Annotated in this window: 23 protein-coding genes; 10 read left to right on the top strand and 13 right to left on the bottom strand. The window is 55.4% G+C overall.

From position 1 onward, the window contains the following. Positions 1 to 64 precede the first annotated feature (64 nt). Positions 65 to 955 carry an ATP-binding protein gene (locus tag AD668_RS06475; protein WP_053155862.1) on the top strand — a complete coding sequence of 297 codons (891 nt, stop codon included), beginning with the start codon at positions 65 to 67 and terminating at the stop codon, positions 953 to 955. Further along, positions 952 to 1,434: a GAF domain-containing protein gene (locus AD668_RS06480; protein ID WP_053155865.1), complete on the top strand. Its 483-nt coding sequence runs from the start codon at positions 952 to 954 to the stop codon at positions 1,432 to 1,434. The genes AD668_RS06475 and AD668_RS06480 overlap by 4 nt, the downstream gene beginning before the upstream one ends. On the opposite strand, the gene AD668_RS06485 is transcribed toward AD668_RS06480, so the two are convergent. The 4 genes from AD668_RS06485 to AD668_RS06500 form a co-directional block, all read right to left on the bottom strand. After that, positions 1,435 to 4,380: an HD domain-containing phosphohydrolase gene (locus AD668_RS06485; protein WP_053155868.1), complete on the bottom strand. Its 2,946-nt coding sequence runs from the start codon at positions 4,378 to 4,380 to the stop codon at positions 1,435 to 1,437. A gap of 48 nt (positions 4,381 to 4,428) precedes the next feature. Then, positions 4,429 to 8,070: a transporter substrate-binding domain-containing protein gene (locus AD668_RS06490; protein ID WP_053155871.1), complete on the bottom strand. Its 3,642-nt coding sequence runs from the start codon at positions 8,068 to 8,070 to the stop codon at positions 4,429 to 4,431. An 8-nt stretch (positions 8,071 to 8,078) separates the two neighbouring features. Continuing rightward, positions 8,079 to 8,705: a response regulator transcription factor gene (locus AD668_RS06495; protein WP_053155873.1), complete on the bottom strand. Its 627-nt coding sequence runs from the start codon at positions 8,703 to 8,705 to the stop codon at positions 8,079 to 8,081. A 245-nt stretch (positions 8,706 to 8,950) separates the two neighbouring features. Further along, a complete protein-coding gene (locus AD668_RS06500; protein ID WP_053155876.1) occupies positions 8,951 to 9,343 on the bottom strand; it encodes a response regulator in 393 nt (130 codons plus the stop codon). A 598-nt stretch (positions 9,344 to 9,941) separates the two neighbouring features. Here AD668_RS06500 and AD668_RS06505 point away from each other — a divergent pair. Beyond that, positions 9,942 to 11,303 carry a deoxyguanosinetriphosphate triphosphohydrolase gene (locus AD668_RS06505; protein ID WP_256220577.1) on the top strand — a complete coding sequence of 454 codons (1,362 nt, stop codon included), beginning with the start codon at positions 9,942 to 9,944 and terminating at the stop codon, positions 11,301 to 11,303. 250 nt (positions 11,304 to 11,553) lie between these two features. Here the strand turns inward: AD668_RS06505 and AD668_RS06510 are convergent, their stop codons facing one another. The 3 genes from AD668_RS06510 to AD668_RS06520 are packed head-to-tail and all read right to left on the bottom strand — an operon-like array spanning position 11,554 to position 12,600. Beyond that, positions 11,554 to 11,898, bottom strand: coding sequence for a hypothetical protein (locus AD668_RS06510; RefSeq protein WP_053155879.1), 345 nt, complete (start codon positions 11,896 to 11,898; stop codon positions 11,554 to 11,556). After that, the gene (locus AD668_RS06515; protein ID WP_053155882.1) at positions 11,895 to 12,284 is read right to left on the bottom strand and encodes a phage holin family protein; all 390 of its coding nucleotides are present in this window, start codon (positions 12,282 to 12,284) and stop codon (positions 11,895 to 11,897) included. The genes AD668_RS06510 and AD668_RS06515 overlap by 4 nt, the downstream gene beginning before the upstream one ends. Position 12,285: 1 nt before the next feature. Next, positions 12,286 to 12,600 (bottom strand): YqjD family protein, encoded by a 315-nt coding sequence (locus AD668_RS06520; protein WP_053155885.1) that lies wholly within the window; start codon positions 12,598 to 12,600, stop codon positions 12,286 to 12,288. 328 nt (positions 12,601 to 12,928) lie between these two features. Here AD668_RS06520 and AD668_RS06525 point away from each other — a divergent pair, with 328 nt between their 5' ends. From AD668_RS06525 to AD668_RS06540, 4 genes are all read left to right on the top strand, one after another. Then, positions 12,929 to 14,137: an ammonium transporter gene (locus tag AD668_RS06525; protein WP_053155888.1), complete on the top strand. Its 1,209-nt coding sequence runs from the start codon at positions 12,929 to 12,931 to the stop codon at positions 14,135 to 14,137. Between the two features lie 93 nt (positions 14,138 to 14,230). Continuing rightward, positions 14,231 to 14,467: a glutaredoxin family protein gene (locus AD668_RS06530; protein ID WP_053155893.1), complete on the top strand. Its 237-nt coding sequence runs from the start codon at positions 14,231 to 14,233 to the stop codon at positions 14,465 to 14,467. A 171-nt stretch (positions 14,468 to 14,638) separates the two neighbouring features. Next, on the top strand, positions 14,639 to 14,956 hold the full coding sequence (locus AD668_RS06535) for a transcriptional regulator (RefSeq protein ID WP_053155896.1): 318 nt from the start codon (positions 14,639 to 14,641) through the stop codon (positions 14,954 to 14,956). A gap of 70 nt (positions 14,957 to 15,026) precedes the next feature. Further along, a complete protein-coding gene (locus AD668_RS06540) occupies positions 15,027 to 15,917 on the top strand; it encodes a pseudouridine synthase (protein ID WP_053155899.1) in 891 nt (296 codons plus the stop codon). Between the two features lie 84 nt (positions 15,918 to 16,001). Here the strand turns inward: AD668_RS06540 and AD668_RS06545 are convergent, their stop codons facing one another. Together AD668_RS06545 and mobA are read right to left on the bottom strand one after the other, a co-directional pair. Next, positions 16,002 to 16,223 (bottom strand): YgdI/YgdR family lipoprotein, encoded by a 222-nt coding sequence (locus AD668_RS06545; protein ID WP_053155902.1) that lies wholly within the window; start codon positions 16,221 to 16,223, stop codon positions 16,002 to 16,004. A gap of 78 nt (positions 16,224 to 16,301) precedes the next feature. Continuing rightward, positions 16,302 to 16,904, bottom strand: a complete 603-nt coding sequence (mobA, locus tag AD668_RS06550) for a molybdenum cofactor guanylyltransferase MobA (protein WP_053155904.1) — start codon at positions 16,902 to 16,904, stop codon at positions 16,302 to 16,304. An 81-nt stretch (positions 16,905 to 16,985) separates the two neighbouring features. Here mobA and moaB point away from each other — a divergent pair, with 81 nt between their 5' ends. Continuing rightward, complete coding sequence (gene moaB / locus AD668_RS06555) at positions 16,986 to 17,525, top strand: molybdenum cofactor biosynthesis protein B (protein WP_053155908.1); 540 nt, start codon at positions 16,986 to 16,988, stop codon at positions 17,523 to 17,525. Positions 17,526 to 17,547: 22 nt separating this feature from the next. After that, positions 17,548 to 18,735 (top strand): gephyrin-like molybdotransferase Glp, encoded by a 1,188-nt coding sequence (gene glp / locus AD668_RS06560; protein WP_172681797.1) that lies wholly within the window; start codon positions 17,548 to 17,550, stop codon positions 18,733 to 18,735. Positions 18,736 to 18,797: 62 nt separating this feature from the next. Here glp and AD668_RS29845 read toward each other — a convergent pair whose 3' ends face one another. Then, positions 18,798 to 19,121, bottom strand: a complete 324-nt coding sequence (locus tag AD668_RS29845; protein ID WP_256220578.1) for a hypothetical protein — start codon at positions 19,119 to 19,121, stop codon at positions 18,798 to 18,800. Between the two features lie 212 nt (positions 19,122 to 19,333). Between AD668_RS29845 and yegS the strand changes: the two genes are divergently transcribed. Next, on the top strand, positions 19,334 to 20,251 hold the full coding sequence (gene yegS, locus AD668_RS06570) for a lipid kinase YegS (protein WP_053155915.1): 918 nt from the start codon (positions 19,334 to 19,336) through the stop codon (positions 20,249 to 20,251). Here yegS and AD668_RS06575 read toward each other — a convergent pair. The 3 genes from AD668_RS06575 to AD668_RS06585 all read right to left on the bottom strand — a co-directional run bounded on the left by AD668_RS06575 (position 20,235) and on the right by AD668_RS06585 (position 22,720). Beyond that, positions 20,235 to 20,894, bottom strand: coding sequence for a response regulator transcription factor (locus AD668_RS06575; RefSeq protein ID WP_053155919.1), 660 nt, complete (start codon positions 20,892 to 20,894; stop codon positions 20,235 to 20,237). The two genes, yegS and AD668_RS06575, sit on opposite strands and share 17 nt — an antisense overlap. Continuing rightward, the gene (locus AD668_RS06580) at positions 20,891 to 21,784 is read right to left on the bottom strand and encodes a sensor histidine kinase (RefSeq protein WP_053155923.1); all 894 of its coding nucleotides are present in this window, start codon (positions 21,782 to 21,784) and stop codon (positions 20,891 to 20,893) included. The genes AD668_RS06575 and AD668_RS06580 overlap by 4 nt, the downstream gene beginning before the upstream one ends. Before the next feature lie 465 nt (positions 21,785 to 22,249). Then, on the bottom strand, positions 22,250 to 22,720 hold the full coding sequence (locus tag AD668_RS06585) for a hypothetical protein (protein WP_053155926.1): 471 nt from the start codon (positions 22,718 to 22,720) through the stop codon (positions 22,250 to 22,252). Positions 22,721 to 22,901 lie beyond the last annotated feature (181 nt).

The following is a 22,901-nucleotide window of genomic DNA, read 5'->3' on the forward strand; positions in this document are numbered from 1 at the left end:
TGTTGGACGCTGTGTTTCGTCGTTTTACCGCCATCATTACTGTGAACGTGCCCTAGGAGAAGTCGTGGATTCCCGATTGAATGCTTTTCTTGAACGTGCCGATTCCGTTCTGGCCCGCATCGAGCCCTTGCTGCCTGCTCCCCGGCAGGCCATTGACTGGACTCAATGCCTGGCTGCGCGCTGGCAGCGAGAAGGTCGCAGCGGATTTCTGTTACCACTGAAGGTCAGCCTCGACATGCGTCTGTCGGACCTGATCGGCGTCGACCGGCAAGTCGAGCAGCTGGGGCGAAATACCCAGCAGTTCCTTGACGGCATGCCTGCCAACCACGCATTGCTGTGGGGTTCGCGCGGCACCGGTAAATCGTCGCTGGTGCGCGCCTTGCTGGCCGAGCACGCCGCGGCGGGACTGCGTTTGATCGAGATCGAGCGTGATCACCTGGCCGACTTGCCCCGCGTCGTTGAACAGATCGCCAGGTTGCCCCAGCGTTTCGTGCTGTTTTGCGATGACCTGTCGTTCGAGTCAGGGGAAGGTGATTATCGGGTGCTGAAGAGTGTCCTCGATGGCTCGCTGGAGCAGGCTCCGGATAACGTGCTGCTGTACGCCACGTCCAACCGTCGCCACTTGGTGCCGGAAAAGGAAAGCGATAACGAAAACTGGAAACGCGTCGACGGTGAGCTGCATCCAAGCGAGGCGGTGGAAGACAAGATCGCGCTGTCGGACCGCTTCGGCCTATGGTTGTCATTCTACCCGTTTACCCAAGAGCACTTTCTCAACGTCGTCGAGCACTGGATCGGGCAATTGGCCGACAAGTCGGGACTGACGTGGCAGCGCACCGAAGAGCTGGACATTCTGGCCGTGCGTTGGGCCACGGGCCGGGGCAATCGCAATGGACGATGCGCCTATCAATTTGCCCGTTATTGGGTCGGGCTGAAACTGTTGGAGCACAAGGCATGATCGATTTACAAAAGAGCGGCCAGGGCCTCGAAGGCTACGGCATGTTGCATGCGCAACTGGAGTCCTTGTTGGCGCACGAGCGGGATTTCATTGCCAATGCCGCTCAGTTTTCGGCGTTTCTGTTCAATCAGCTCGATGACCTTAACTGGGCCGGTTTCTATCTCAATCGCAACGAAGAACTGGTGCTTGGCCCGTTCCAGGGGCAGATCGCGTGTGTGCGAATTCCGTTTGGTCGTGGTGTGTGCGGGGCAGCGGCGGCGACCTTGCAGACTCAGCGGGTGGAGGACGTACACGCGTTTCCCGGCCACATTGCCTGCGACAGTGCATCGAACAGTGAATTGGTCGTGCCGTTGGTAAAGGAGGGCCGATTGATCGGTGTGCTCGATCTCGATAGTCCGAAACTCGCGCGTTTCACCGCGCAGGATCAGGTGGGCATTGAACAGTTGGCAGCGATTTTTTTGCGCCTGACAGACTGCTGATCAACTCGTTAAACCAGCCTTGCTCAGCAAGCTTGCCGTGTCCACGGCGTCGATCTGCTGTGGATCGAGAAAACGCCGGGCGTACTGCAAATAGATGTGTGCGTCGAGAAATAGCCCGAACAGTTCCGGGTCGATGTGGGCGTCACGGCACATGAAGGCCATGATGCCCAGCGCTTCGCTCAAGGTCTTGGCCTTCTTGTATGGACGATCGGCGGCTGTCAGTGCTTCGAAAATATCGGCAATCGCCATCATCCGTGCCGGCAGGCTCATGTCTTCGCGTTTCAAGCGTTTTGGATAACCGGTGCCGTCCATTTTTTCATGATGCCCACCGGCCAGTTCCGCGACGGTACTCAGGTGGCCGGGGAAAGGCAGATGGTTGAGCATCAGAATCGTCTGCACCATGTGGTGATTGATGATGTATCGCTCTTCGCTCGTCAGCGTGCCCCGGGCAATGCTCAGGTTATACAGTTCGCCTCGATTGTACTTGTAGGTCGGTACATCGAGTTTGAATCCCCAGGGATTGTCTTCCGGGATTCGTTCGTTCTCGGGGCGCTCGAACAGGTGTTCGGCTTTGTCCGCCAGCAACGGTTCATCGACAGGCAGGGCGGGCGGCGGCGTTTGTGCCTGTCGCCGGTTTTCTTCCCAGGACACACCTAAACGGTCATCCAGGGTTCGGCTCCAGGTCCGTTGGGCCACCGCGCGCAAACGCTGCATGTCGGCCTCGGCCATGGCTTCGCTACCGAGGTTGCAACGGGCGACGAAGGCAAAATCATCATCCAGTTCGGCCAGTTCGGTACTGCGCTGCTGCACTAGCCTTTGTTCTTCGCCACCTTGGGCAAGGGCTTGCCAATAGTTGATCCAGACATCGCGTTTAAGCACCTCGAATCGGGTGCGGATTTCATGGATGCGATCATTCAGGGTTTCCAGTTTCGTGGCTTTGTCGACAACGTATTCCGGGGTGGTGACCTTGCCGCAATCATGCAGCCAGGCGGCAATGTGCAGTGCTTCCCATTCATCCTCGGTGGGTTGATAACTCTTGAAGGCAGGTGCCTGGCTGGCCGCTGCCGCCTGAGCGAGCATCAGCGTCAGTTCCGGCACTCGCTGGCAATGACCGCCGGTATAGGGACTTTTGGCGTCGATTGCTCCGGCCAGTAGTTGAATGAAGGCGTCCAGCAGTTGTTTCTGCCGAGCTTGCAGGCGCTGACTTTCGATACTCACCGCTGCCGCACCGGACACTGCCTGGAGAAACGCGATGCGGTCCGGTTTGAGTTTTTCCAGGTCACTCTGGCTACCACTGTCGGACAACAGGAAGACCAGCAGGCCAACCGTTTCATTATGCCGATTGTGCAGTCGGATACCGATCAGGTGAACCCGCGGACATTCCAGCGCGAGCATCACTTTTTGCAAATCCCCCGCCTGTTCGAACCCGAGACTGCTGACAACATTGTCGGCCTTTGCCAACTGTTGCAGCCATAACGGGCTTTGCGGGTCTTGGAGCGCGTGAGCCTGAATGTCGAATGACGACAAGTCCTCGGCGCTGTCGTTGATCACCAGTCCTTGGGGCTCCATGCGATCACCGTCACCCTCACGCAGGTAGATCAGCCCGGCCTGGGCCTGACCGATTTTCACTGTTTCAAATAGTACCCGTTGCAACAATGGGGCAAAGCGGGTTTCAGCACTGAGGCTGTCGGTGATCTGGAAGAAGCTCGCCAACGTGTCCTTCATGCGCGCCATGGACACGCTCAGTTGGTCCACCTCCAGAACCGGCGAGCGACGGGAAAGCGGAAAATTGAAATCGAAACTGCGAATTGCGTCGGCTTCCTGCACCAGCGCCCGTAGGGGTTTGACCAGGACTCTGGAGATCAGCCAACCCAGCGGCAAGCACAACAACAGTGTTGCCAATGTAATCAGGGCACCTTGCCAGCGCATGCGATAGGCATCAACGAGCAACTCGTCCTCGGGCACCAGCAATGCGAGTTGCAGTCCATTGGGCCCTCCCTCCTGCATGCTGCTGCGGGCCACGATCCACTGTCGGCCGTTGGCGTTCAGTCGATTGCCTTGCGGAGGGCTTCTGAGCAGGGCGCCAAGACTGGGGCTCAGGTCGGCAGCCTTGGCGAGGCGCGCCGTCTGATCGTCGATGATCAACTTGCGGCTGTCGGGGTAGGCGATGGCATTGCCTTGGGCATCGAACAGCACAATTTCAGTGTTGGGGGTCACGACGTGCTTGGCCAGGGTCGCGCTGAGTTCGGCCAGGGTCAGGTCAGCGCCGATGATTGCGTTATCACCGCTACGGCGGGCCAGTGTCGTGCCAACCTCATGGGTGGAAAAAAAGATATACGGCTCGGTGGTGATTTGATTGTCATCAAGGCGGGCCTTGGCAAACCAGGCGCGGGTGCGTGGATCGTAATTATCCCCCGGGTTGTCCTGACGGCTGAGCAGGGTCAGATTCCGATCGAAGAACAGGGATTTTGAGCGAGGCTGGCCGCTGTCGTCATGCTCGATGCTCCAGACCTGATAGTGCGCTGCCTCGGGAGCTTTGAGCAGGGCTTTCAGATCCTGGGTCCGCAGCGGACGAACCATGAAGAAATCACCGTTGTCATAGCCCAGGTATAACGAGGCCAGATCGGGATTGTCCTTGAGGGATTGGCTAAACGGCTTGAGCAGTGCCAGGCGTTGCTCCAGGTCCGACGACTGGCTCGCCGGGTTGGTCGCCAACAGGCTCAGCAGGTGTCGAATCGGTTCATAGGTGGCATGCAGGTCCAGGCGGACATCCTGCTCAATGCGGTTGAAGAGTTCTTCACTGCTGGAAAGGATGATTTGCGTGGTTTGCCGATAATTGAAAATGCCCAGCACCACTCCGGTCAGCAACAACAGGAAGGTGAACATGACGCTGATATGGACGTGCAGCGGAAACCGGCGTGGGTCCGGGCGCAGTGGGCTTGGCATTGCAGGTTCTCCAGGAGGGTTAACGCACTGCTTAGCGTCCAAGCATAGTTAAGGCTCTGTCATTCTGCTTTCGTCGTTTTTTCTGATTTGTATCCGCAATGCATGCTCCAGTTCATCCATGGCGCGCTGAAGGCTTTTTATGTAAACGGCCATTTCGTTGTCATTGAAGATCCCTTGGCAGGTAGTTTCGAGCGCCTCGCAACTTTCGATCAAGCGAGAGGCTTGCACGATCCGTGCTGCACCCTTGATTTTGTGTGCGATGTCGAGCAATGCCTGTTTGTCCCCGGTCTGAGATAACGACTGCAGTATTTGCAGGTCCTGACGGTTGCTGTCCAGCAACTCGGTCAACAAGCGCCTGTCCAGCACCGGGTTTCCTCCCGTCAGCAGGTGTAGCCCCTGCAGACTGAATGCAGGCTTGTCGATGCGCGGTTTTACCCCTTCAACCCATTGACTCAGGGCGTTCAGAGGAAGGGGTTTGAACAGGCAATCATTCATCCCGGCCTTTTTGCAGCGTTGTATTTCTTCGGGCTGAGCGTTGGCGGTGAAGCCAAGAATGGTGCAAGCAGGGCGTCTGTGTTGGTGCTCATGTCTGCGAATGGCTCGAGCCAATTCGTAGCCGCTCATGATGGGCATGTTGCAGTCCGCAATAACCAGATCAAACGGCTCGATTTTCCACGCATCGAATCCTTCCCGACCATCCATCGCGACTTGGTATCGATGTCCGAGAAACTCCAGTTGCTGGCACATGAGCAAGCGATTGGCCGAGTGATCGTCGACCACCAGTACATTCAGCGGGGCTTTGGCGACATTGATCTGTACCTCGGCTGGTTGTGCTAAATGCTGCACAGGCAGCGTTTCTAGCATGAGAGATACCTCGACCTGAGTGCCGACGCCCGGCTGACTGTTCAGTTGCAAGCTGCCGCCCATCATTTCGCACAAGTTACGGCTGATCACGAGACCTAGCCCGGCACCACCTCTGGCGGACTGCACGGCGTTGGCGGCCTGGGCGAAAGGTTCGAACAGGCGCTGTTGATCCTGATCGCTAATGCCAATACCACTGTCGTGGACTTGTAAACGTAACTGCACTTGTTCGGGCTTCGCGGCGTCTTGCAGCTCGACAATCACTTTGACCTGACCCCGTTCCGTAAACTTGATGGCATTGCTGATCAGGTTCGACAGCACTTGCTTGAAGCGTAACGGGTCGAGCAGAAGATCGATTGTCGGCCGGACGGGATGGAATTCCAGTGAAAGCTCGAGCTTTTTCTGTCGCGCCAGGCCATCGAATATTCGAACCACCGACGCCACTAGTTCACCTGGGTTGACGCGCTCAGGGCTCAGACTCAGGTGTCCGGATTCAATCCGGGCGATGTCGAGAATGTCGCCAATCAGATCCAGCAGATCCTTCGCCGAGTTGTACGCGACATCGATAGCCGGACGATCTGGATGCTGCTGATCAATGCGTTTTAGCGTCAGTTCGAGCATGCCGATGATCGCATTCATCGGTGTACGGATTTCATGGCTCATGGTCGCCAGGAACGTACTTTTGGCGCGGTTGGCGTCATCGGCACGCTCTTTCGCACACCGTAGATCATCGAACAGTTGTCGCCGTTCACTGATGTCGATCCAGCCGCCGATGATCCCTTGTACTTCACCGCGGGAATTGCGATAGGGAAGAATCCAATGATAAATCGTCAGCCGTCGCCCGCCGATGTGCAACTCCCGATCGACAATCAACGGTCGTCCTTCGGCGATGACCCGCTGGTAATCAGCCTGGTACTCCCGAGCCTCGAACACGTTGCTGATGGTCCCTTGCATGACACTTTTGCCAATGACATCTTCGCGTCTGGCACTGAACGCTCGCAGATAGCTGTCGTTGCAGCTTTGCAGCAGGCCCTGGCGATCGCGTACGTAAATGGGATGCGGTGTGCCATTGACCAGCGATCGCATGAACTCGTATTGGTCGTTCAGTGCACGCTCGGCTGCTTTGCGCTGCTTGATCTGACGCCGCATGTAATCGTTCCAGGCAACGGAAATCAGCAGCAACACACCTGCCCCGATGACGATCTGATAGAACACCCGGTGATAGTTTCGCCAAGTGCTTTGCGAGGATGCGGAATAACCCCGCCAGCGGCTGTTGATGATGCCCAGTTCTTCAGGCGCGATGCTCAGCAGTGCCTTGTCGAGAATGGCATTCAGCTCCTTGGCTTCCTGAGCGGTGGCGAGAGAGAACGCGGCCTGTTCGGTGCCGATGGTCGTGCTGATCTGCAATGTGTGTTCGAACAGTTGGGACGAGATGAAATAGTTGGCAGTAATCAACGAGTTCACCGCCCCTTCGGCCCGCCCTTCGGCGAGCATTTCAACAGCGCTGAAAGTGTCTGCAGTTTCAATCAATTTGATCCGGGGGAACTCCCTGCGCAGATATTCCATCAGCGGATTGCCTCGGGCAATTGCCAGGCGTTTGTCATCAAGTTGCGAAAGATTGATCGGGCTGTCGGTAGCTTTACGGGTCAACAGGACGTAGGAGTTTTCGAGAAAGGGGCGGGTGAAGTTCAGCGTGGTTTGACGTTGGGTGCTGGGAAGCAGGGCTGCGATCACGTCGGTCTGATTGTTTTTGATTTGTTCGATCATCTCGTCATCGCTTCGGCTGCGGCGGATATCAAAGCGCAAACCGGTGCGTAGTCTGATCAATTCAAGCAGGTCGGCCGTGACGCCGCGAAGTTTGCCATCGCTGTCAAAAAAGGTCAGCGGTGCAAATGCTTCATTGGCAACTACACGCACGATTGGATGTTGCATCAGCCAGCGCTCCTCACGGTCGGTGAGTTGCAGCTTTTGGTCGGTCAGGAGAATGTCGCTGCCCGCGCTCCACCGTTTGGCGATACTTTCTCGTTCACTGACCGGAATGGCGGCGATCAGCGTGTTGATGATGCCGAGCAGTTCCCGGTGACTCTTGCGTACGGCGAAGCTGAAACCATGGGCTTCGTGTTTGCCGAAGTTGGCCATGCGAATATTGTTCAGGTACCCCTTGTTGATCATGTAGTGGGTTGAAATGGTATCGCCCAGGAAAACGTCCGCCTGATCGAAGGCGACGGCGTTTATTGCGTTCTGGTAGGAAGGATAGGACGTGATCATTGCGTTGGGGTACAGCGCCTTGACCTCCGACAGCGGCAAATAGTGATACACCATGCTCAGACGCAGTCCTGCAAGACCTTCGGTCAGGGACCGGGTTTCTCCCTCCCGGGTCACCAGGACAGGCTGATCCACGGCATAGGGAGTGGAAAGGGCAATGTCGGCATTGCTGGCTTCGTATCCATTGGCGGTACCAAGCAGATCGACTTCGCCGTTTTCCAGTGCGGCGATTGCCGCCCCGCGCGACTCGAAGCGCTGAACCTTGATGGGCAATCCGGTAATTTTGCTCAGGATACCAGCGTAGTCAGCGGTGTACCCTTCGTAGTCGTGACGGCTGGTGGTCAGATCAAAAGGTGGATAATCGGGAGCCGAAGTGCCGAGACTCAGTTCGCGTTTCTGTTTGAGCCATTGTCGTTGTGATTCATCCAGTTGAACTTCCAGATTTCCGGCCTTTGAGCGTCCGAGCAACCTGTAGTTCTCACTGGCCTGCGCCGCGGACACAAGAATGCTCAGGCATAAACCTGTTGTTACCCGTATCAGATCATCCATTAAACGACTGGGCATTCAGGCTCTCACACAAGTGCGTTGCGTTTTGCCATCTCAATGAGTTCAACCAGAGATTTGGCCTTGAGTTTTTGCATGAGTCTTTTTTTATAAGTACTCACGGTCTTGTTGCTGAGGAACATGCCTTTGGCAATTTCCTTGTTGGTGCGCCCTTGTGCAAAAAGTTGCAGCACCATCAGTTCCCGGTCGTTCACCGACTTGAAGAGCTCCAGTTCGGCGCAGCGTGCTTCATCGCCACGCACGGGATTCAAGGCTTCGCTGGGAAAGTAGTTGTAACCTGATAACACCGCTTTAATCGCACTGACGAGTTCACTCAGGTCCTCTTGTTTGCACACATAACCAGAGGCTCCTGACTGCATGCAGCGAATGCCGAAAAGTGTCGGGCATTGTGCTGTCAATACGAGTGTTTTCAGCGGGGTACTCATGGCATTGAAACGGGAAAGTACTTCCAGACCGTCCAGCTTCGGGATGCTGATGTCGAGAATGACGAGGTCAGGCATGCATTCGCGAACCATTTGCATAGCGTCGACCCCGTTATCCGTTTCGCCGACAACTTTGTAACCTTCGTGTTCCAGTAACATTCGAACGGCAAGGCGGATGACTGGGTGGTCATCGACAATAAAAACGGAGTTCATAATAAAATCCCATGCGAGCTCAGATAAAGCGCGCACCTTAGCTCAGATGGTTTGGCTCACGTGTGAACGGACTGACCTGTAGCATCAATATAGGAAACATCCTACACTCGAAGGAGAAGCGGACTACATGGCAACTGGGTTTTTTATAAGAAATCTTGAAAGATCACACAAATTATCCGTGGTCTTGGGTGTCATCTCTTGTAAGCTTTATGAGGATTAGTTATCTGCTGTTTTGGTGGTGTTTTTTATAATGTTGCCAAGGTCAATAAATTTCTGAATTCTGTTTGTTTCAGTGGTTTGATCAAGTATCCGAGCAATGGCAGTCCGTATTCAGTCGCTTGTTTCTCGAGCCCGTCCAACTCAGTAGATGTCAGGCTGCTGAGAAGAATGGCTTGTCTGATCATTCCGCGATGACTGGCGAACTGCACCAGGTCGAGCCCAGTCAAGTCAGGTAAGCATTGATCACATAAAAGAATATCAAAGGGTTGCGCGGCTCCGAGCATTTTTTGCATGGCGCCTTTGGCACTGTCGGTGGCGGTCAATTGGGTGAAACCATAACTTTCCAGCAAGTATTGAGTCGCTCTGAGCTGGAAGGGGTGGTCTTCCACCAGGAGAATGCGTAGATCGTCGTCAGCCATGGAACACTCTCATCTGTCGAACAGAGGGAGGCTGATTGTTCCCTGATAAACGCCGACTTTGCGATCAGTTTGCTCGGCGTGAGCTGTAGGGCGATTCCGTTAGACTTGAGTGTATTTAAAACTGAGAGGGGGGATCCGCCATAAAGTAGGGTGATATGGCCGATCTATCGAAACTCAATTAGAGGTTGGAACGGTCGGTAACTTCAAGTGACACCTGCGGCGTGCCTTGTTGGTCAAAACAGGCGCGGGCAGCAGCGTTGGTCAGCTGCTCGATTGGTTCGCCGCGCAGACTTCTGGTGTTGTTGAGCTTAAGGGTTGTGACGCGTCAGTTCTTCAATGACACATCAAAGTAAATGAAAGTTGTTTTCTGAAAAAAAGCACAGCGGTTTGATAAATATTTTCGTGTGGTAGGTCTGAAGTTGAGTTCGTTTTTAAATTGGTAGGGTAGGGCGGTTTGTTATTGTGAATAGATAGCGATTGGCGGGCTGAAAATCAAGTCTTTGGGGGCGTCTTGAGTTTAGGGTTATAAATGGATTTTGAAATGTAATCCAAATAAGCTATTATGTCGGGTATTATATAAGTGGTTTGAGAGGCTGTCATGGAAAGTATGAGTTGGGATAAGTTGCTGAATAACACTCGTCTTGGCGGCCGGCCTCCTAAATCTGAGCTGGGCCGTTCACCTTTCCACTCGGATCATGACAAGGTTGTTTTTTCCGGGGCTTTCAGGCGGCTCGCAAGGAAGACTCAGGTTCATCCTCTCGCTACCAATGACCATGTTCATAATCGACTCACACACAGCCTGGAAGTCGCTTGCGTTGGTCGCACGTTGGGCGTGAGAGTAGGCCAAGAGCTGCTGAATGAAAGACTTATCCCTGGGCAACATTCAGCTTCTGATATTGGTGATATTGTCCAAACTGCTTGTTTGGCTCATGACATTGGTAACCCTCCATTTGGACATACAGGTGAAGAAGCTATTCGTCACTGGTTCTCCAATGATGTTGGAGCAAAGATGATTGAACACTTGCCATTCAATGAAGCTACTGATTTGCGTCGATTTGAAGGTAATGCCCAAGGGTTTAGGGTTTTAACCACCTCAGAGTATCATCCGTATGAAGGAGGGATGCGCCTGACCTATGCGTCATTGGGGGCTTTCATTAAGTATCCCTGGCTGTCGGGTGATGCTATAAACCTGCAAAGACCTCTCCAGAACAAATACGGTATTTACTGCTCTGAGTTGGATTTGTTCAATGAAGTGGCCGATGCGACTGGTTTGTTGAAACTGGGTGATGGTTGGCGGTGCCGTCATCCGCTGGCTAATCTGATGGAGGTCTCTGATGACTTCTGCTACGCCATTCTTGATTTGGAAGATGGTGTAGAGATGGGCATCCTTGAGTGGGATAAGGTCTTTGAAATCTTGTGCCTTGTCCTTGGTGACCACCAGAAAAATCAGCTTGTCAAAGAAATCCAGGGCATGAAGGTGGGTCGAAGGCTCTCCATGGTTCGCGGAAAGGTCATTTCAGCTTTCGTAGATGCTGGAGCGGCAGCTTTCATGAATAACCACAATGAAATCATGACTGGCACGGTATTAGGTATCTTGGACCTCTGTGATAAGAACGTGCGTGAATGTGTAACAGCTGCCAAAGGTCTTGCCCGAGATGAAATTTTCCAACACCCGCGCAAGGTTGAGTTAGAAATCGGGGCTTATAGCACCATTTCTACGTTGCTTAATGTTAGCTGCTCTGCTGCTTTGGATTATGTCAGAAAGGGCGGTGTAGCTGATTCCAAAACGAGAAGGGTGGTTGAGCTTTTTGGGTTGGACTTGAAAAATTTAGATGGTCATGCGGGTGTTTCCAGGGAGTACGGTGCAATCATGCAGGTTCTGGATTACGTGAGTGGTATGACAGATAACTACGCTATGCACTTGGCTCGCCAATTTAATGGAATGGGCGGAGAGCGTTGAGTTGCTAATGTTGATCTGCCAATTAGTTCAAGGTTGCGCAGCGTTTTTCCGAGGCGTTCGCGTGTAAGCAGGGTACGCACTCCATGTCAGATGGCCTGGCTTCCCGTCTCGGGGCGGGACCTGCAAGCGGAACGACTGTCCGCAGGTATCGATTTCGATGAGCAGCGGATTGTCGCCATTGAACAGGTGCAAGGGATTGCCTTCCTCTATAAAGAAAGGCGTCCCGCTATTATCGCCAGAAGGCGAGTGATCAGTTTTTTCGCGAAGAGCCCTGAACGATCAGCTTGATCAGCGGACCCAGCGTGGTGCCGAGACGGATCAATCGGGTGAGGCTATTGATGCCACCGCCGTTTTTTGCCCCCTTGCCAGTCAGAAAACCCAACAGGGTGACAGCGGCCACACCCCAAAGTGGCGCGTGCTTGATGCCAAGACCTTCCTGCAGATTTTGCGTCATCCCGCGCACACGATGCAGGGGTTGCAGCAGTTGCCGCGATTCATGACGGATTTCCTGGCGATGCATCTCCATGCGCAGGCGGATCAGTGCCTTGCGCATTTCCGCACGCGAGCTGTTGCGTGGCAATTCAGGCAGGTTCATGGCAACAGGCGCTCCCGATCATTGGCCAACTCTTCAAGCGTCCCATGGAAGGGTGAAGACTCATCAAAAATCGCCGATCTCAGGCGGATCCCGCAAAAGATCGCCGCGAGGGTGTAGAACACACAGAGTCCGATGATGGCGGGTAGACGATAAGTGTCCCAAAACAGTATCAACACGAGCGTCGACAGCCCCACCAGTAACAGCAATGCAAATACCAATGCCAGCCCTGCGAAGAGCAAGAGGCTTACGGTACGAGCTTTTTGTTCCTGCAGTTCAATGCCGAACAGTTCAACATGGCTGTGCAGCAGTCCGAGGAATGCGGCAGCCAGGCGCCGCGATGAGGAGCTTGTGCCCGTCGCAGACGAGCCGATTTCATCAATAGCCATATCAGCGGCGACTGGCCAGCAGACCAATCAGGAAACCCACGCCGGCCGCGATTCCGACGGATTGCCAAGGATTGGCCTGGACGTACTCTTCGGTCGCGCTTACTGCAGCCTGGCCGCGTTCGCGCAGGGAGTCCTCGGTCAGTTTCAAGGTTTCGCGGGCGCGCAAAAGACTGTCGTGGATCTGCTCGCGCAACTCATCGGCCTGATCACCCGCCAGGGTGGCGGTGTGTTCGAGCAACCGTTCGGTGTCGCTGACCAGGGTCTGGAAGTCGTTCATCAGGATTTCTTGAGCAGTCTTTGCCTTGAGGCTGGCCATGGGTGATCTCCATATAAGTGGCGTTCTGAAGCGTTCGAGTATGAGCCTTCGGCGAAGGTTCAGTACAAATCACTGGTACAACTTTTGCTATGTCGTGGTGCGTCACTCTGCGTCCTGCGCTATCGCCGGGCAGGAATTCAGTCAAACCGTAACACCAATAAACAGAAATCGCCGCAAACGTCAGGGCCATGTTGTGACCTTGACACAAACAGTGCGCCAAACCGGTTCAACCGGATCTGCGCGCTGATCTTCGAAGCTGCAACTTGGTGCATGGACAGCCCACGCGAACTGCTTTGGTGCTTTTTTCAGCCATAAGGTCTGCCAACCCATGGAAAATCTGCAAAGCGCTGTGGACAGTCTGGTCCATAGCTCCAACACGCTGTTTATTTTGATCGGCGCGGTCATGGTCCTGGCCATGCACGCCGGTTTTGCCTTTCTGGAAGTCGGGACGGTCCGACAAAAGAACCAGGTCAATGCGCTGTCGAAAATCCTCAGCGACTTCGCCGTGTCGACCCTCGCCTACTTCTTTATAGGCTATTGGATTTCCTATGGGGTGACCTTCTTGCACCCGGCGGCTGAACTCAACGCCGATCATGGCTACGGGCTGGTCAAATTCTTCTTTCTGCTGACCTTTGCAGCAGCGATTCCAGCGATCATTTCCGGCGGCATTGCCGAGCGTGCGCGGTTTGTGCCGCAGTTATGTGCAACCGTGTTGATCGTGGCCTTCATTTATCCGTTCTTTGAAGGCATGGTCTGGAATGGCAACCTTGGACTGCAAGTCTGGTTGCTGGAGCGCTTTGGCGCCAGTTTCCATGATTTCGCTGGTTCTGTAGTGGTTCATGCCATGGGCGGTTGGCTGGCATTGGCGGCGGTCTTGTTGCTCGGGCCGCGAAATGGCCGCTATCGGGAAGGACGACTGGTCGCGTTCGCGCCATCGAGCATTCCGTTTCTGGCCTTGGGCTCCTGGATCCTGATTGTCGGCTGGTTCGGCTTCAACGTGATGAGCGCGCAAACCTTGCAGGGTGTCAGTGGCCTGGTGGCAGTGAACTCGTTGATGGCCATGGTCGGCGGCACGATGGCCGCACTGATCGTTGGCCGCAATGACCCGGGCTTCCTGCATAACGGCCCACTGGCGGGACTGGTGGCGATCTGTGCCGGTTCTGACCTGATGCACCCTGTGGGAGCGTTGGTGACCGGGGCAATCGCTGGCGCGCTGTTCGTCTGGTGCTTCACTGCCGCCCAAGGCAAATGGCACATCGACGATGTGTTGGGCGTGTGGCCGTTGCATGGTTTGTGCGGTGCGTGGGGCGGGATTGCCTGTGGCATCTTCGGCCAAAGTGCCTTGGGCGGTTTGGGCGGGGTCAGCATGATCAGCCAGTTGATCGGCACAGCACTGGGCGTTTTGGTTGCACTGATCGGTGGGTTCACTGTGTACGGCATTATCAAAGCGTTTCATGGACTGCGCCTGAGCCAGGAAGAGGAGTACTACGGCGCGGACCTGTCGATCCACAAGATCGGTGCTGTGAGTCAGGATTGAGTTGCCTTCTGGCGCTTGTGTTCCGGGTTCTTTGGCTCGACGGTTTTTCGGGTCGGGCCTAGAATGGTCACTCAATTTTCCGGTTGAGCACTCATGCCTCCTGAATGTCAGTTGTTCGGCACCCTAGGGTGTCATCTCTGTGAAGTGGCTGAAGCCATGCTGATGGAGTTCGTCGAACGCGGACTGCTGGTGGAGCTGGTGGATATCGCTGAGGACGAAACGTGGTTCGCAGCGTACAGCTTGCGAATCCCGGTACTTCGACGGGTGGATACCGGCGCCGAACTAGGCTGGCCATTCAGCGCCGATGAAGTGGTTTGCTTCCTGCGTTAAGCGGTTTTTTTCGTTCGTGGTGTTCCGCCTGTCGAACTTTACGATGGTTCCCCTTGGCTTATCGGGTGTTGTTCGGATACTGTATGCTCATACAGTTATTCGCTATGCCTGCTGTGCCGCTCCTGATGTTCAGGTTGGGGTATTCAGGTCCAGGTGTGAGAGGGATGAATCGTGGTCAATGTCGAACAATTGAAGAACAGCGTGAACCGCATGTCCGCCGAGGTCGTGCGCGAAGCGGTCCTTGAGTTACAGCTGGACGGGCTGGTGACCGAGCGCAAGACGCCCTTCAACAAAACCCATTTCAATACCTGTTTCGCAGAAATCGAAGCGTTGTTCCAGCGCGCGGGCTATCACCGGCAACTGGACGTCGTCGGCTATGAGGGTTTGTTGTATGCACTCTACGATCCGGTTCGCTGGGAGGCGGTCGATGTGTTGCGCTGGCTCAAGGAGTACACGGAAGCGGCAGCACTGAAGCAGATTTCGGCCTGAGGATTCTCTTCTGGGCTCATTCTCACAGCTGTTGGATAATGCCGCCCTGTATTGAGGTTAGAGCGTTTGTATGTCCACTTCTTCTTTTTCCGCGGCACACAACCAGGCCAGCACGCTTTATCTGCCGCCGGGCCCTTGGTTGACCGTACTCGATTGCCTGTGTGAACACTTCAGCGCCATCGGCCGCGAACAATGGCTGGACAGAATCGCTCGTGGTCGCGTCCTGGATGGTCAAGGCCTGCCGATCGCCCTGGATCTTGCTTACAAGGAAGGTTTGCGCATTCACTATTTCCGAGAAGTCCCGGACGAAAAACCGATCCCGGTAACCGAATCGATTTTGTATGCGGACGAGCATCTGGTGGTTGCCGACAAACCACATTTTTTGCCGGTGACTCCGGCGGGTGAATATGTGGAGCAGACGCTTCTCAGACGTTTGATCCGTAGGCTGGATAATCCGCATCTGGTTCCGTTGCATCGTATTGATCGGCATACCGCTGGGCTGGTGCTGTTTTCTGCCAACCCGCAAAGTCGTTCGGCCTATCAGTCGTTGTTTCCGACGCGCCAGATCGAAAAGCGCTATGAGGCAATCGCTGGGGCATTACCGCAACATGTTTTCCCATTGGTCCATAAAAGCCGGCTTGTCGATGGCGAACCGTTCTTTCGCATGAAGGAAGGGCCGGGGGCAAGCAATACTGAAACAGCTGTGGAGGTCAGGGAGAAACAGGGTGATCTCTGGCGGTATGGGTTGTATCCAGTGACCGGCAAGAAACACCAGCTACGGGTGCATATGACGGCTCTGGGAGCCAGCATCTGCAACGATCCGTTTTATCCCGTGGTACTCAAGGATGCGCAAGATGACTACGCCAACCCACTGAAACTGCTGGCGCAGGGTCTGAAGTTCATCGATCCGGTAACAGGCCAGGAAAGAGCATTCGAGAGTGAAATCACCCTGAATTGGTGATTTGTACAGCCAACGAAGTTTTGCCCCGAACACGAAAAAGCCCGCAACCGGCGGGCTTTTCTGTTTTGGGAAACGCGTCCTCGATTACAGCTCCTTGACGGTACGAACCTGATCCTTGTTGATGCGGGTTTGCTTGCCATCCAGCTGCTCGAACTCGTAGAAACCCGATTCCTCGTCGTAGTGCGGTGCGTCGACGGCCTGGATTTCGCGACCGTCGTTCAAAGTGATCACCGTCGGCGATGCACAACCGGCAAGGGTCGCGAGGCCAAGTGCGAGCATGAAAGTGGCGAGGGTCCGTTGTGTCATGTGTGTGTCTCCGAATGGGAATTCTTTTGCTTGCCGAGCTTGAGACGTAAACAGCACGAGCAAGTTCCTTGGGTAATGTCACTCTGTCACAGTGTAGTCAGTGCTTAGCAATTCTGGTGTATTAAGGTTGGCCAGCCGAGGGTCATTGTCAGGGCATTGCAGTGCGGTCGCACCGAGCTTGCGCATCAGGCGCCCGGGACTGCGTTCACCCTCATTCCAGGCGGTTTCGAACGCTGCCTTGAGCATCACGGGTATCACGCACAAGAGCGGTTCCCAGTGCTCGTCATGCCGCAGCATCAACGGTTTGTCTGGATGCAGTTGCGCGGTATTGAGCATGCTGTCGAGCAGCTGCGCATCAACACGCGGAACGTCGCACGGCAATACCAGAAGATGTGGATGGCGAGCGGCGTTCAGACCTGCTCGGATCCCGGCCAGCGGGCCGGGGAAGTCACCTTCATCGTCATGGACCAACCGGTCGGCATAGGGCGCGTATTTCTCCAGATTGCGGTTGCAGGAGATGATCAGGTCATCGGTCATCGCGCGGGTCTTTTGATACAGATGAGCAATCAGCGGCTCGCCGTGCCATTCCAGTAAGCCTTTATCCTGACCGCCCATCCGTTGGCCGCGGCCACCCGCCAGGAGCAGTATGGAACAGGGCGGCAGCTGTGTATTTGGGGTCATGGCGGATCTCCATGGAGGCGGCGCAAAAAGGGGGCGCTGTGATATAACACCGGGCTGTTTCTCCTACAACTGGACGAGCCTATGAAAGCCAAGGCTGATGTGCCTTTCGCACCGCTGAACATCGCCGTACTGACTGTCAGCGATACCCGTACCCTGGAAACCGATACATCCGGCCAGGTCTTCGTCGACCGCCTGACCGCTGCCGGCCATAACCTCGCTGCCCGGGTTCTGCTCAAAGATGACCTCTACAAAATTCGTGCGCAAGTGGCTCACTGGATCGCTGACGATGTCGTGCAAGTCGTGCTGATCACCGGCGGCACAGGGTTTACCGGGCGTGACAGTACGCCGGAAGCGGTGAGTTGCCTGCTGGACAAGCAGGTAGATGGTTTCGGTGAACTGTTCCGTCAGATATCGGTGGCTGACATCGGTACCTCGACTGTTCAGTCCCGGGCGTTGGCCGGTCTGGCTAACGGCACGCTGGTTTGCTGCTTGCCGGGTTCGACCAGCGCCGTGCGCACAGGGTGGGATGGCATTCTTGGTGAGCAACTGGATTCGCGGCATCGCCCTTGCAATTTCGTGACCCATTTGAAACAGGCTGCCCCTTGTGAATCCCGTGGGTAAGCCTGGCAAGACCGGCAGTCTGATGCCCGTCGAAGTGGCATTGGCACGCTTGCTTGAAATGGCTGAAGACTCAAGGGTTTTCGAGCGTGAACGCTTGCCGCTGGCGCAGGTGCAGGGGCGTGTGCTGGCTGGGGATCTGCTTTCAACGCTGGACCTGCCACCCTGGCCTAACAGTGCCATGGACGGTTATGCCTTGCGTGTGGCGGATTGGACGGGCGAGCCGCTGGTCGTCAGCCAGAAGATTTTTGCCGGACAGGCTCCTGTTCCCCTGGCGCCCGGGACGTGCGCGCGAATTTTCACCGGGGCACCTGTGCCCGCCGGTGCCGATTGTGTCGAAATGCAGGAAAACGCCGAAGTCCTGGATGATGCGCGAGTGCGTTTTACCGAAGTCATGATCCAGGGGCAGAACATTCGCCCGCAGGGCCAGGAAACCAGGGCCGGTGAGCTGATACTGCCGGCAGGCACACGCATGGGGCCAATCGAGCAGGGATTGGCGGCCTCTTTGGGCTGTGCAGAGCTGGAAGTCATTCGCAAGATACGTGTTGCGGTGCTGTCCACTGGTGATGAATTGATTGAACCGGGGCAGGAACTGGGACCGGGGCAGATCTATAACAGCAATCGTGTGTTGCTCTGCAGCTGGTTGCAGCGGTTGGGTTGTGAAGTCATCGATGCGGGCATTCTTGCGGACAATCTGGAAACTACGCGTGCCCGATTGGGTGAGTTGAATAACGTCGATCTGATTCTCTCGACGGGCGGTGTATCAGTAGGTGAAGCCGATTTTCTGGGGATCGCCTTGCGCGAAGAAGGTGAACTGACGCTTTGGAAACTTGCTATCAAACCCGGCAAGCCACTGACGTTCGGACATTTTCGCGGCGTTCCCGTGATCGGCCTGCCGGGCAATCCGGCGTCAACGCTGGTGACCTTCGCGTTATTGGCCCGACCTTACCTCCTGCGCCGATTGGGTGTGCAAGAGGTTGAGCCGCTTAAAGTGCGCGTTCCTGCAGGGTTTGACTGGTCACAGGCCGGCAACCGGCGAGAGTACTTGCGCGGACGCCTTGAAAGCGGCCAAGCCGTTATCTACACAAACCAGAGTTCCGGCGTACTGCGCAGTGCCGCCTGGGCCGATGGTTTGGTTGAGGTGTTGGAGGGACGCACGCTGGTTCGCGGAGACAGCGTGAACTTCATTCCGTTAAGTGAAGTATTGGGCTGATTATTGCTGCTCCCCTGAATGCGAGGCCGGGTCGACCGAGCCGGGCTTGCGTTCACAAGGCGTCAATGAGTCAGCAACAGGGCTACAACCTGCTCGAATCGGCTATTCGCGATCCAGCCGAGCAGCCCAAGGAGCACCGCCGTCCCGCCGGCCGAATAGGCAAGTCGGTGCTTGATGGACTGGATATCAGCCCGAACTTCTTCCATGTCTCGACGTATGTATTTGAGGTGTGATTCCAGCTCGGTGACACGAAGTTCCATATGATCTTCTCCAGTGGCTTTTGCGCTGTCTGCGGGCTCTGCTCGGGGGCCAGCGCGTTCTTCTGCGAGCGCCAGGGCCTGAATGGCCGATGACTTGATCTGTTGGCTTGGCAATGGCACGTCCATGTGTTTGATCCTGATAACTGAAAGCTGCCGACTCAAACTGAACCAATCCTCTTTCCTGGTCAATTGAGCCAATTCACCACGTTTTGTAAGAAAAGTCCCGCATTGGGGTGCCGGATCAAAATGCCCGCTGGAATTAATTCGACTCCAAGCGACTTTTATTGGGTGTGATGAGGTCACATTTCCCAGAGGGCATTAATTCCGGGAGAAACCAAATGAGCGAACGCAAGGCGCTATTGATTCTGCATGGCAAGCAGGCGCTCAACGAAGAAGTGCGCGCTGCTGTTCAAGGCAAGCGCGAAAAAGGCTGGGAATTGGCTGTTCGATTGACCTGGGAAGCCGGCGATGCCCAGCGGATGGTGGCGCAGGCATTGGCGCAGGGGTATCGACAGATTATCGCTGGGGGCGGCGACGGTACCTTGCGTGATATCGCCGAAGCCATGGCCGCGCAATCGACCGATGCCAGTCTGGTGCTGATGCCATTGGGCACCGCCAATGATTTTGCGCGCGCAGCGGGTGTCCCGCTTGAACCCGCTCTGGCGCTCGAGCTTCTCGACGCTTCACCAAGTGCGATTGATCTGGGGGAGGTGGGTGGGCAGATATTTCTGAACATGGCCACGGGAGGCTTTGGCAGCCAGGTGACGGCGAACACCTCGGAAGATTTGAAAAAAATCCTCGGTGGCGCGGCCTATCTGTTTACCGGCCTTTCACGCTTCAGCGAGCTACATGCAGCTTACGGTGAGTTGCAGGGACCGGACTTTCACTGGCAAGGCGATCTGTTGGCATTGGGTATCGGTAATGGAAGACAGGCCGGTGGGGGACGGGTGCTGTGCCCTGAAGCCCTGGTAGATGACGGATTGCTGGACATCAGTATCCTGCCTGCGCCGCAGGAAGTGGTCGGCACGTTGAAAAACCTGCTGACCGAGGGATTCGGCATCGACAGTCTGTTCGTACGCGCCCGCTTGCCCTGGATCGAGATCAAGGTTTCGGAAGGGCTTTACATCAACCTGGACGGCGAACCGTTGGAAGGTGACAGTCTGCGGTTCTCGGTGCGTCCAGGGGCGTTGCGGGTGCATCTGCCTGAAGCCTCACCGCTGCTGAGTACCCGGGAAGGAGCTAATCGTCCAGACTGATGATGTGTTCACGCACTGCAAACAGCACCAGGCCTGCCACGTCGTAGATCTGCAAGCGTTTCATGATCTGTGAACGATGGGTTTCGACGGTCTTGACGCTCAGGCCAAGGCCGTTGGCGATTTCCCGGGTGGATTTTCCGCGAACGATCAGCCGCAGGATTTCCAGTTGGCGCGCAGTCAGATTATGCGAGTCGCAAGTGTCCGGCTGATTATTCTGGTGACGGGTCAAAGCCTGATTGATAACCGTATGGGCGATGGCCGGGCTCAGGTAGCGCTCGTTGTTACGCAAGGCCTCCAGTGCATGCTCGAGCTCGGTGGCCGTGGTGTCCTTGAGCAGGTAGCCGTGGGCGCCGGATTCCAATGCCTGCATGATGAGTGCCGGATCGGTGTGCATGGACAGGATCAGCACCTTGCTTTGCGGTCGCACGCGTTTGAGTTGTTGCAGTGCTTCCAGGCCTCCGGTGTGCCGCATGGAAATGTCCAGCAGGACAATATCCGGATTCAATTGCTCGACCAGTTCAAGCAACTGCGCCCCGTCATTAGCTTCTCCAATGACGGCGTAGCCGGGAATATCCATTACCAGGGCGCGCACGCCAGCCCTGATCAGCGAGTGGTCATCCACCAGAAGTAAGTTACAAGTCAATGCATAACCTTATTCGAACTGGCCCGTTCCAGCGCACGAGGTGCCCACGGGAAGAGAGCTTCGATTTGAGTGCCTTTGCCCGGTGTGCTGGAAACGGTCAGTGTCCCGCCCAATTGATCGATCCGCTCCGACATCCCGGCCATTCCGCGTTGACCTTCACGACCAGGATCTGCGGCAGGTGCAAATCCCTGACCGTCATCCCGGATGTGTAACATCAGGCCTTGCGGCAGGCGTTGCAGGCAAACCAGCAAATTCCTGGCCTGAGCATGTCGCAAGATGTTGGTGACCGCTTCCTGGGTGATACGGAATGCCGCCACGGCCATTTCTTCCGGTATTCCGGTCAGACGCTGGTGACATTCCAGGCTCCAGTGCACTTGGGTATTGGTCAGGGTCTTGAGCAGGTGCGCACGCAGACTGGCCTCCAGTCCCAGGCTGGCCAACTGCCGGGGATTGAGGATAGCGGAGACATCACGAACTTTGGCCAGCGTCTCTTCCAGCGTGTCGAACAATACCGAGCATTGTCCGTGGAGTTCTTCGGGCATGCGCCGCTTGAGCCAGTCGCTTTGCAGCTTGGCGGCGGTCAGCAACTGGCCAATGTCGTCATGCAGCTCCCGGCTCAGCCGGTGACGCTCATTTTCCTGAACCTGTAACAGGCGGTCTGCCAGTTCCTGGGGCTGGAATTTTATAGATTTACGCGAGAGGTGGTATTGCACCCAGACGCCGGCCAGCGCGGCAGCGTTGAGCAGCAGTAGACCGAGTGGCAAGCGAATGGCAAGACTATAGGCCCACAAGCTGCCGAGTGTGGAGCAGGCACAAAGCAACAGCGTGAACCTACGTGCATTTTCTCGGGAGGGTGGCCACGTGATGATCGACTTGAGGCTGGCGTGCATAACGGATGAAGCCAATGAATGTTCGCTTGCGGGCAGACCGGTCAAGTCGACAAGTCTCTGTTTTGTCCGGTGGAGCATCGACTTCAACGGCATGTGCATTTTGATTGACCACAGCCTTCTTTCATCGGCTTGTGAAGCATGCACTCACACCACCATTAATTGGCGTCAACTAATGGGCGGCATAATAGCACCTAAGAAACCGTTGGTCGCGCATGGGTTAATGTCCATGAAGCCAGGAAAATCGAACTTTGGACGATGATTCCAAAATGGAAAAAGCGTGGCCGATGCCATTACTGATATCAGGCACAACCCTGGGCAGGAAGGGGGTACTTCATAATCGAAAGGAGCAGCTGTCAGTCAATGACTGTCGTTTATGGATATGAAGTAATCAAATGCGCCATCTAAGCAAGTAGGTGCCAGTAGCCAAGGCACATTAACGTCTGCTTTGCGGCAATGTCGGGAGTCTCAGGCTTGCCGTTCCGAGTAGGAAATGATCGTGAATGGCTTGGAGTTGAGAGGAGGCTGAAAATGGCCTTGTCCTACCTGAAAGGCAAAAGCTGCGATCAGTGTCGCCTGTTCACTTTCATCGAGGCTGAGCTGGCCTGTGGTCTGGTCAATGAGTTCGAGTTGCCAGGCGATCAGGGTCAGGCAGTCTTTAAGCGCACTCAGTGCCTCGTCGTGCAGGCTCATGTGATTCTGAGCGTGGTTGAGCAGTTCATGGATGTGCAGCGAGAATTCCGACACAGCGGCCAATGCCAGTGCATCAGCCCTGTTGGCCAGCTTTAGCAGCGTGCTGAGCATGCAATCGATGGCATCCTTGTCATTGCTGATCAGTTGCAGATGACACAGGCATTCCTCGGTTTTACCCAGGAGCGTTTCAGCCTCGACAAGAAATTCCGGGATTCGCTGAGCCCACTCTTTACGGTTGTTCGGCATGATTATCTCCACAACGTCATTTGAACTGAGGGGATGTCGTGTGTGCCGACGAAGACGCAGTCGGGTGAATCGGCCTGGAGGCAGGCTGAGAAACACGAGAGGGTGGTTGTCCACTTACCTGCGGTTGCACACAAAAGCCTGACTCCGTTCATGCAATGAGAATGGCGTCACATTAATGGCT

This window comes from Pseudomonas sp. P1.8 (assembly GCF_001269805.1).
In the GTDB taxonomy this organism is placed as follows: domain Bacteria; phylum Pseudomonadota; class Gammaproteobacteria; order Pseudomonadales; family Pseudomonadaceae; genus Aquipseudomonas.

Excerpts from the sequence above, each read along its gene's own strand:
- AD668_RS06480 (WP_053155865.1), top strand. The coding sequence starts at position 952 with ATGATCGATTTACAAAAGAGCGGCCAGGGCCTCGAAGGCTACGGCATG.
- AD668_RS06485 (WP_053155868.1), bottom strand. The coding sequence starts at position 4,380 with ATGCCAAGCCCACTGCGCCCGGACCCACGCCGGTTTCCGCTGCACGTC.
- AD668_RS06490 (WP_053155871.1), bottom strand. The coding sequence starts at position 8,070 with ATGCCCAGTCGTTTAATGGATGATCTGATACGGGTAACAACAGGTTTA.
- AD668_RS06495 (WP_053155873.1), bottom strand. The coding sequence starts at position 8,705 with ATGAACTCCGTTTTTATTGTCGATGACCACCCAGTCATCCGCCTTGCC.
- AD668_RS06500 (WP_053155876.1), bottom strand. The coding sequence starts at position 9,343 with ATGGCTGACGACGATCTACGCATTCTCCTGGTGGAAGACCACCCCTTC.
- AD668_RS06505 (WP_256220577.1), top strand. The coding sequence starts at position 9,942 with ATGGAAAGTATGAGTTGGGATAAGTTGCTGAATAACACTCGTCTTGGC.
- AD668_RS06510 (WP_053155879.1), bottom strand. The coding sequence starts at position 11,898 with ATGAACCTGCCTGAATTGCCACGCAACAGCTCGCGTGCGGAAATGCGC.
- AD668_RS06515 (WP_053155882.1), bottom strand. The coding sequence starts at position 12,284 with ATGGCTATTGATGAAATCGGCTCGTCTGCGACGGGCACAAGCTCCTCA.
- AD668_RS06520 (WP_053155885.1), bottom strand. The coding sequence starts at position 12,600 with ATGGCCAGCCTCAAGGCAAAGACTGCTCAAGAAATCCTGATGAACGAC.
- AD668_RS06525 (WP_053155888.1), top strand. The coding sequence starts at position 12,929 with ATGGAAAATCTGCAAAGCGCTGTGGACAGTCTGGTCCATAGCTCCAAC.
- AD668_RS06530 (WP_053155893.1), top strand. The coding sequence starts at position 14,231 with ATGCCTCCTGAATGTCAGTTGTTCGGCACCCTAGGGTGTCATCTCTGT.
- AD668_RS06540 (WP_053155899.1), top strand. The coding sequence starts at position 15,027 with ATGTCCACTTCTTCTTTTTCCGCGGCACACAACCAGGCCAGCACGCTT.
- AD668_RS06545 (WP_053155902.1), bottom strand. The coding sequence starts at position 16,223 with ATGACACAACGGACCCTCGCCACTTTCATGCTCGCACTTGGCCTCGCG.
- mobA (WP_053155904.1), bottom strand. The coding sequence starts at position 16,904 with ATGACCCCAAATACACAGCTGCCGCCCTGTTCCATACTGCTCCTGGCG.
- moaB (WP_053155908.1), top strand. The coding sequence starts at position 16,986 with ATGAAAGCCAAGGCTGATGTGCCTTTCGCACCGCTGAACATCGCCGTA.
- glp (WP_172681797.1), top strand. The coding sequence starts at position 17,548 with ATGCCCGTCGAAGTGGCATTGGCACGCTTGCTTGAAATGGCTGAAGAC.
- AD668_RS29845 (WP_256220578.1), bottom strand. The coding sequence starts at position 19,121 with ATGGACGTGCCATTGCCAAGCCAACAGATCAAGTCATCGGCCATTCAG.
- yegS (WP_053155915.1), top strand. The coding sequence starts at position 19,334 with ATGAGCGAACGCAAGGCGCTATTGATTCTGCATGGCAAGCAGGCGCTC.
- AD668_RS06580 (WP_053155923.1), bottom strand. The coding sequence starts at position 21,784 with ATGCACGCCAGCCTCAAGTCGATCATCACGTGGCCACCCTCCCGAGAA.
- AD668_RS06585 (WP_053155926.1), bottom strand. The coding sequence starts at position 22,720 with ATGCCGAACAACCGTAAAGAGTGGGCTCAGCGAATCCCGGAATTTCTT.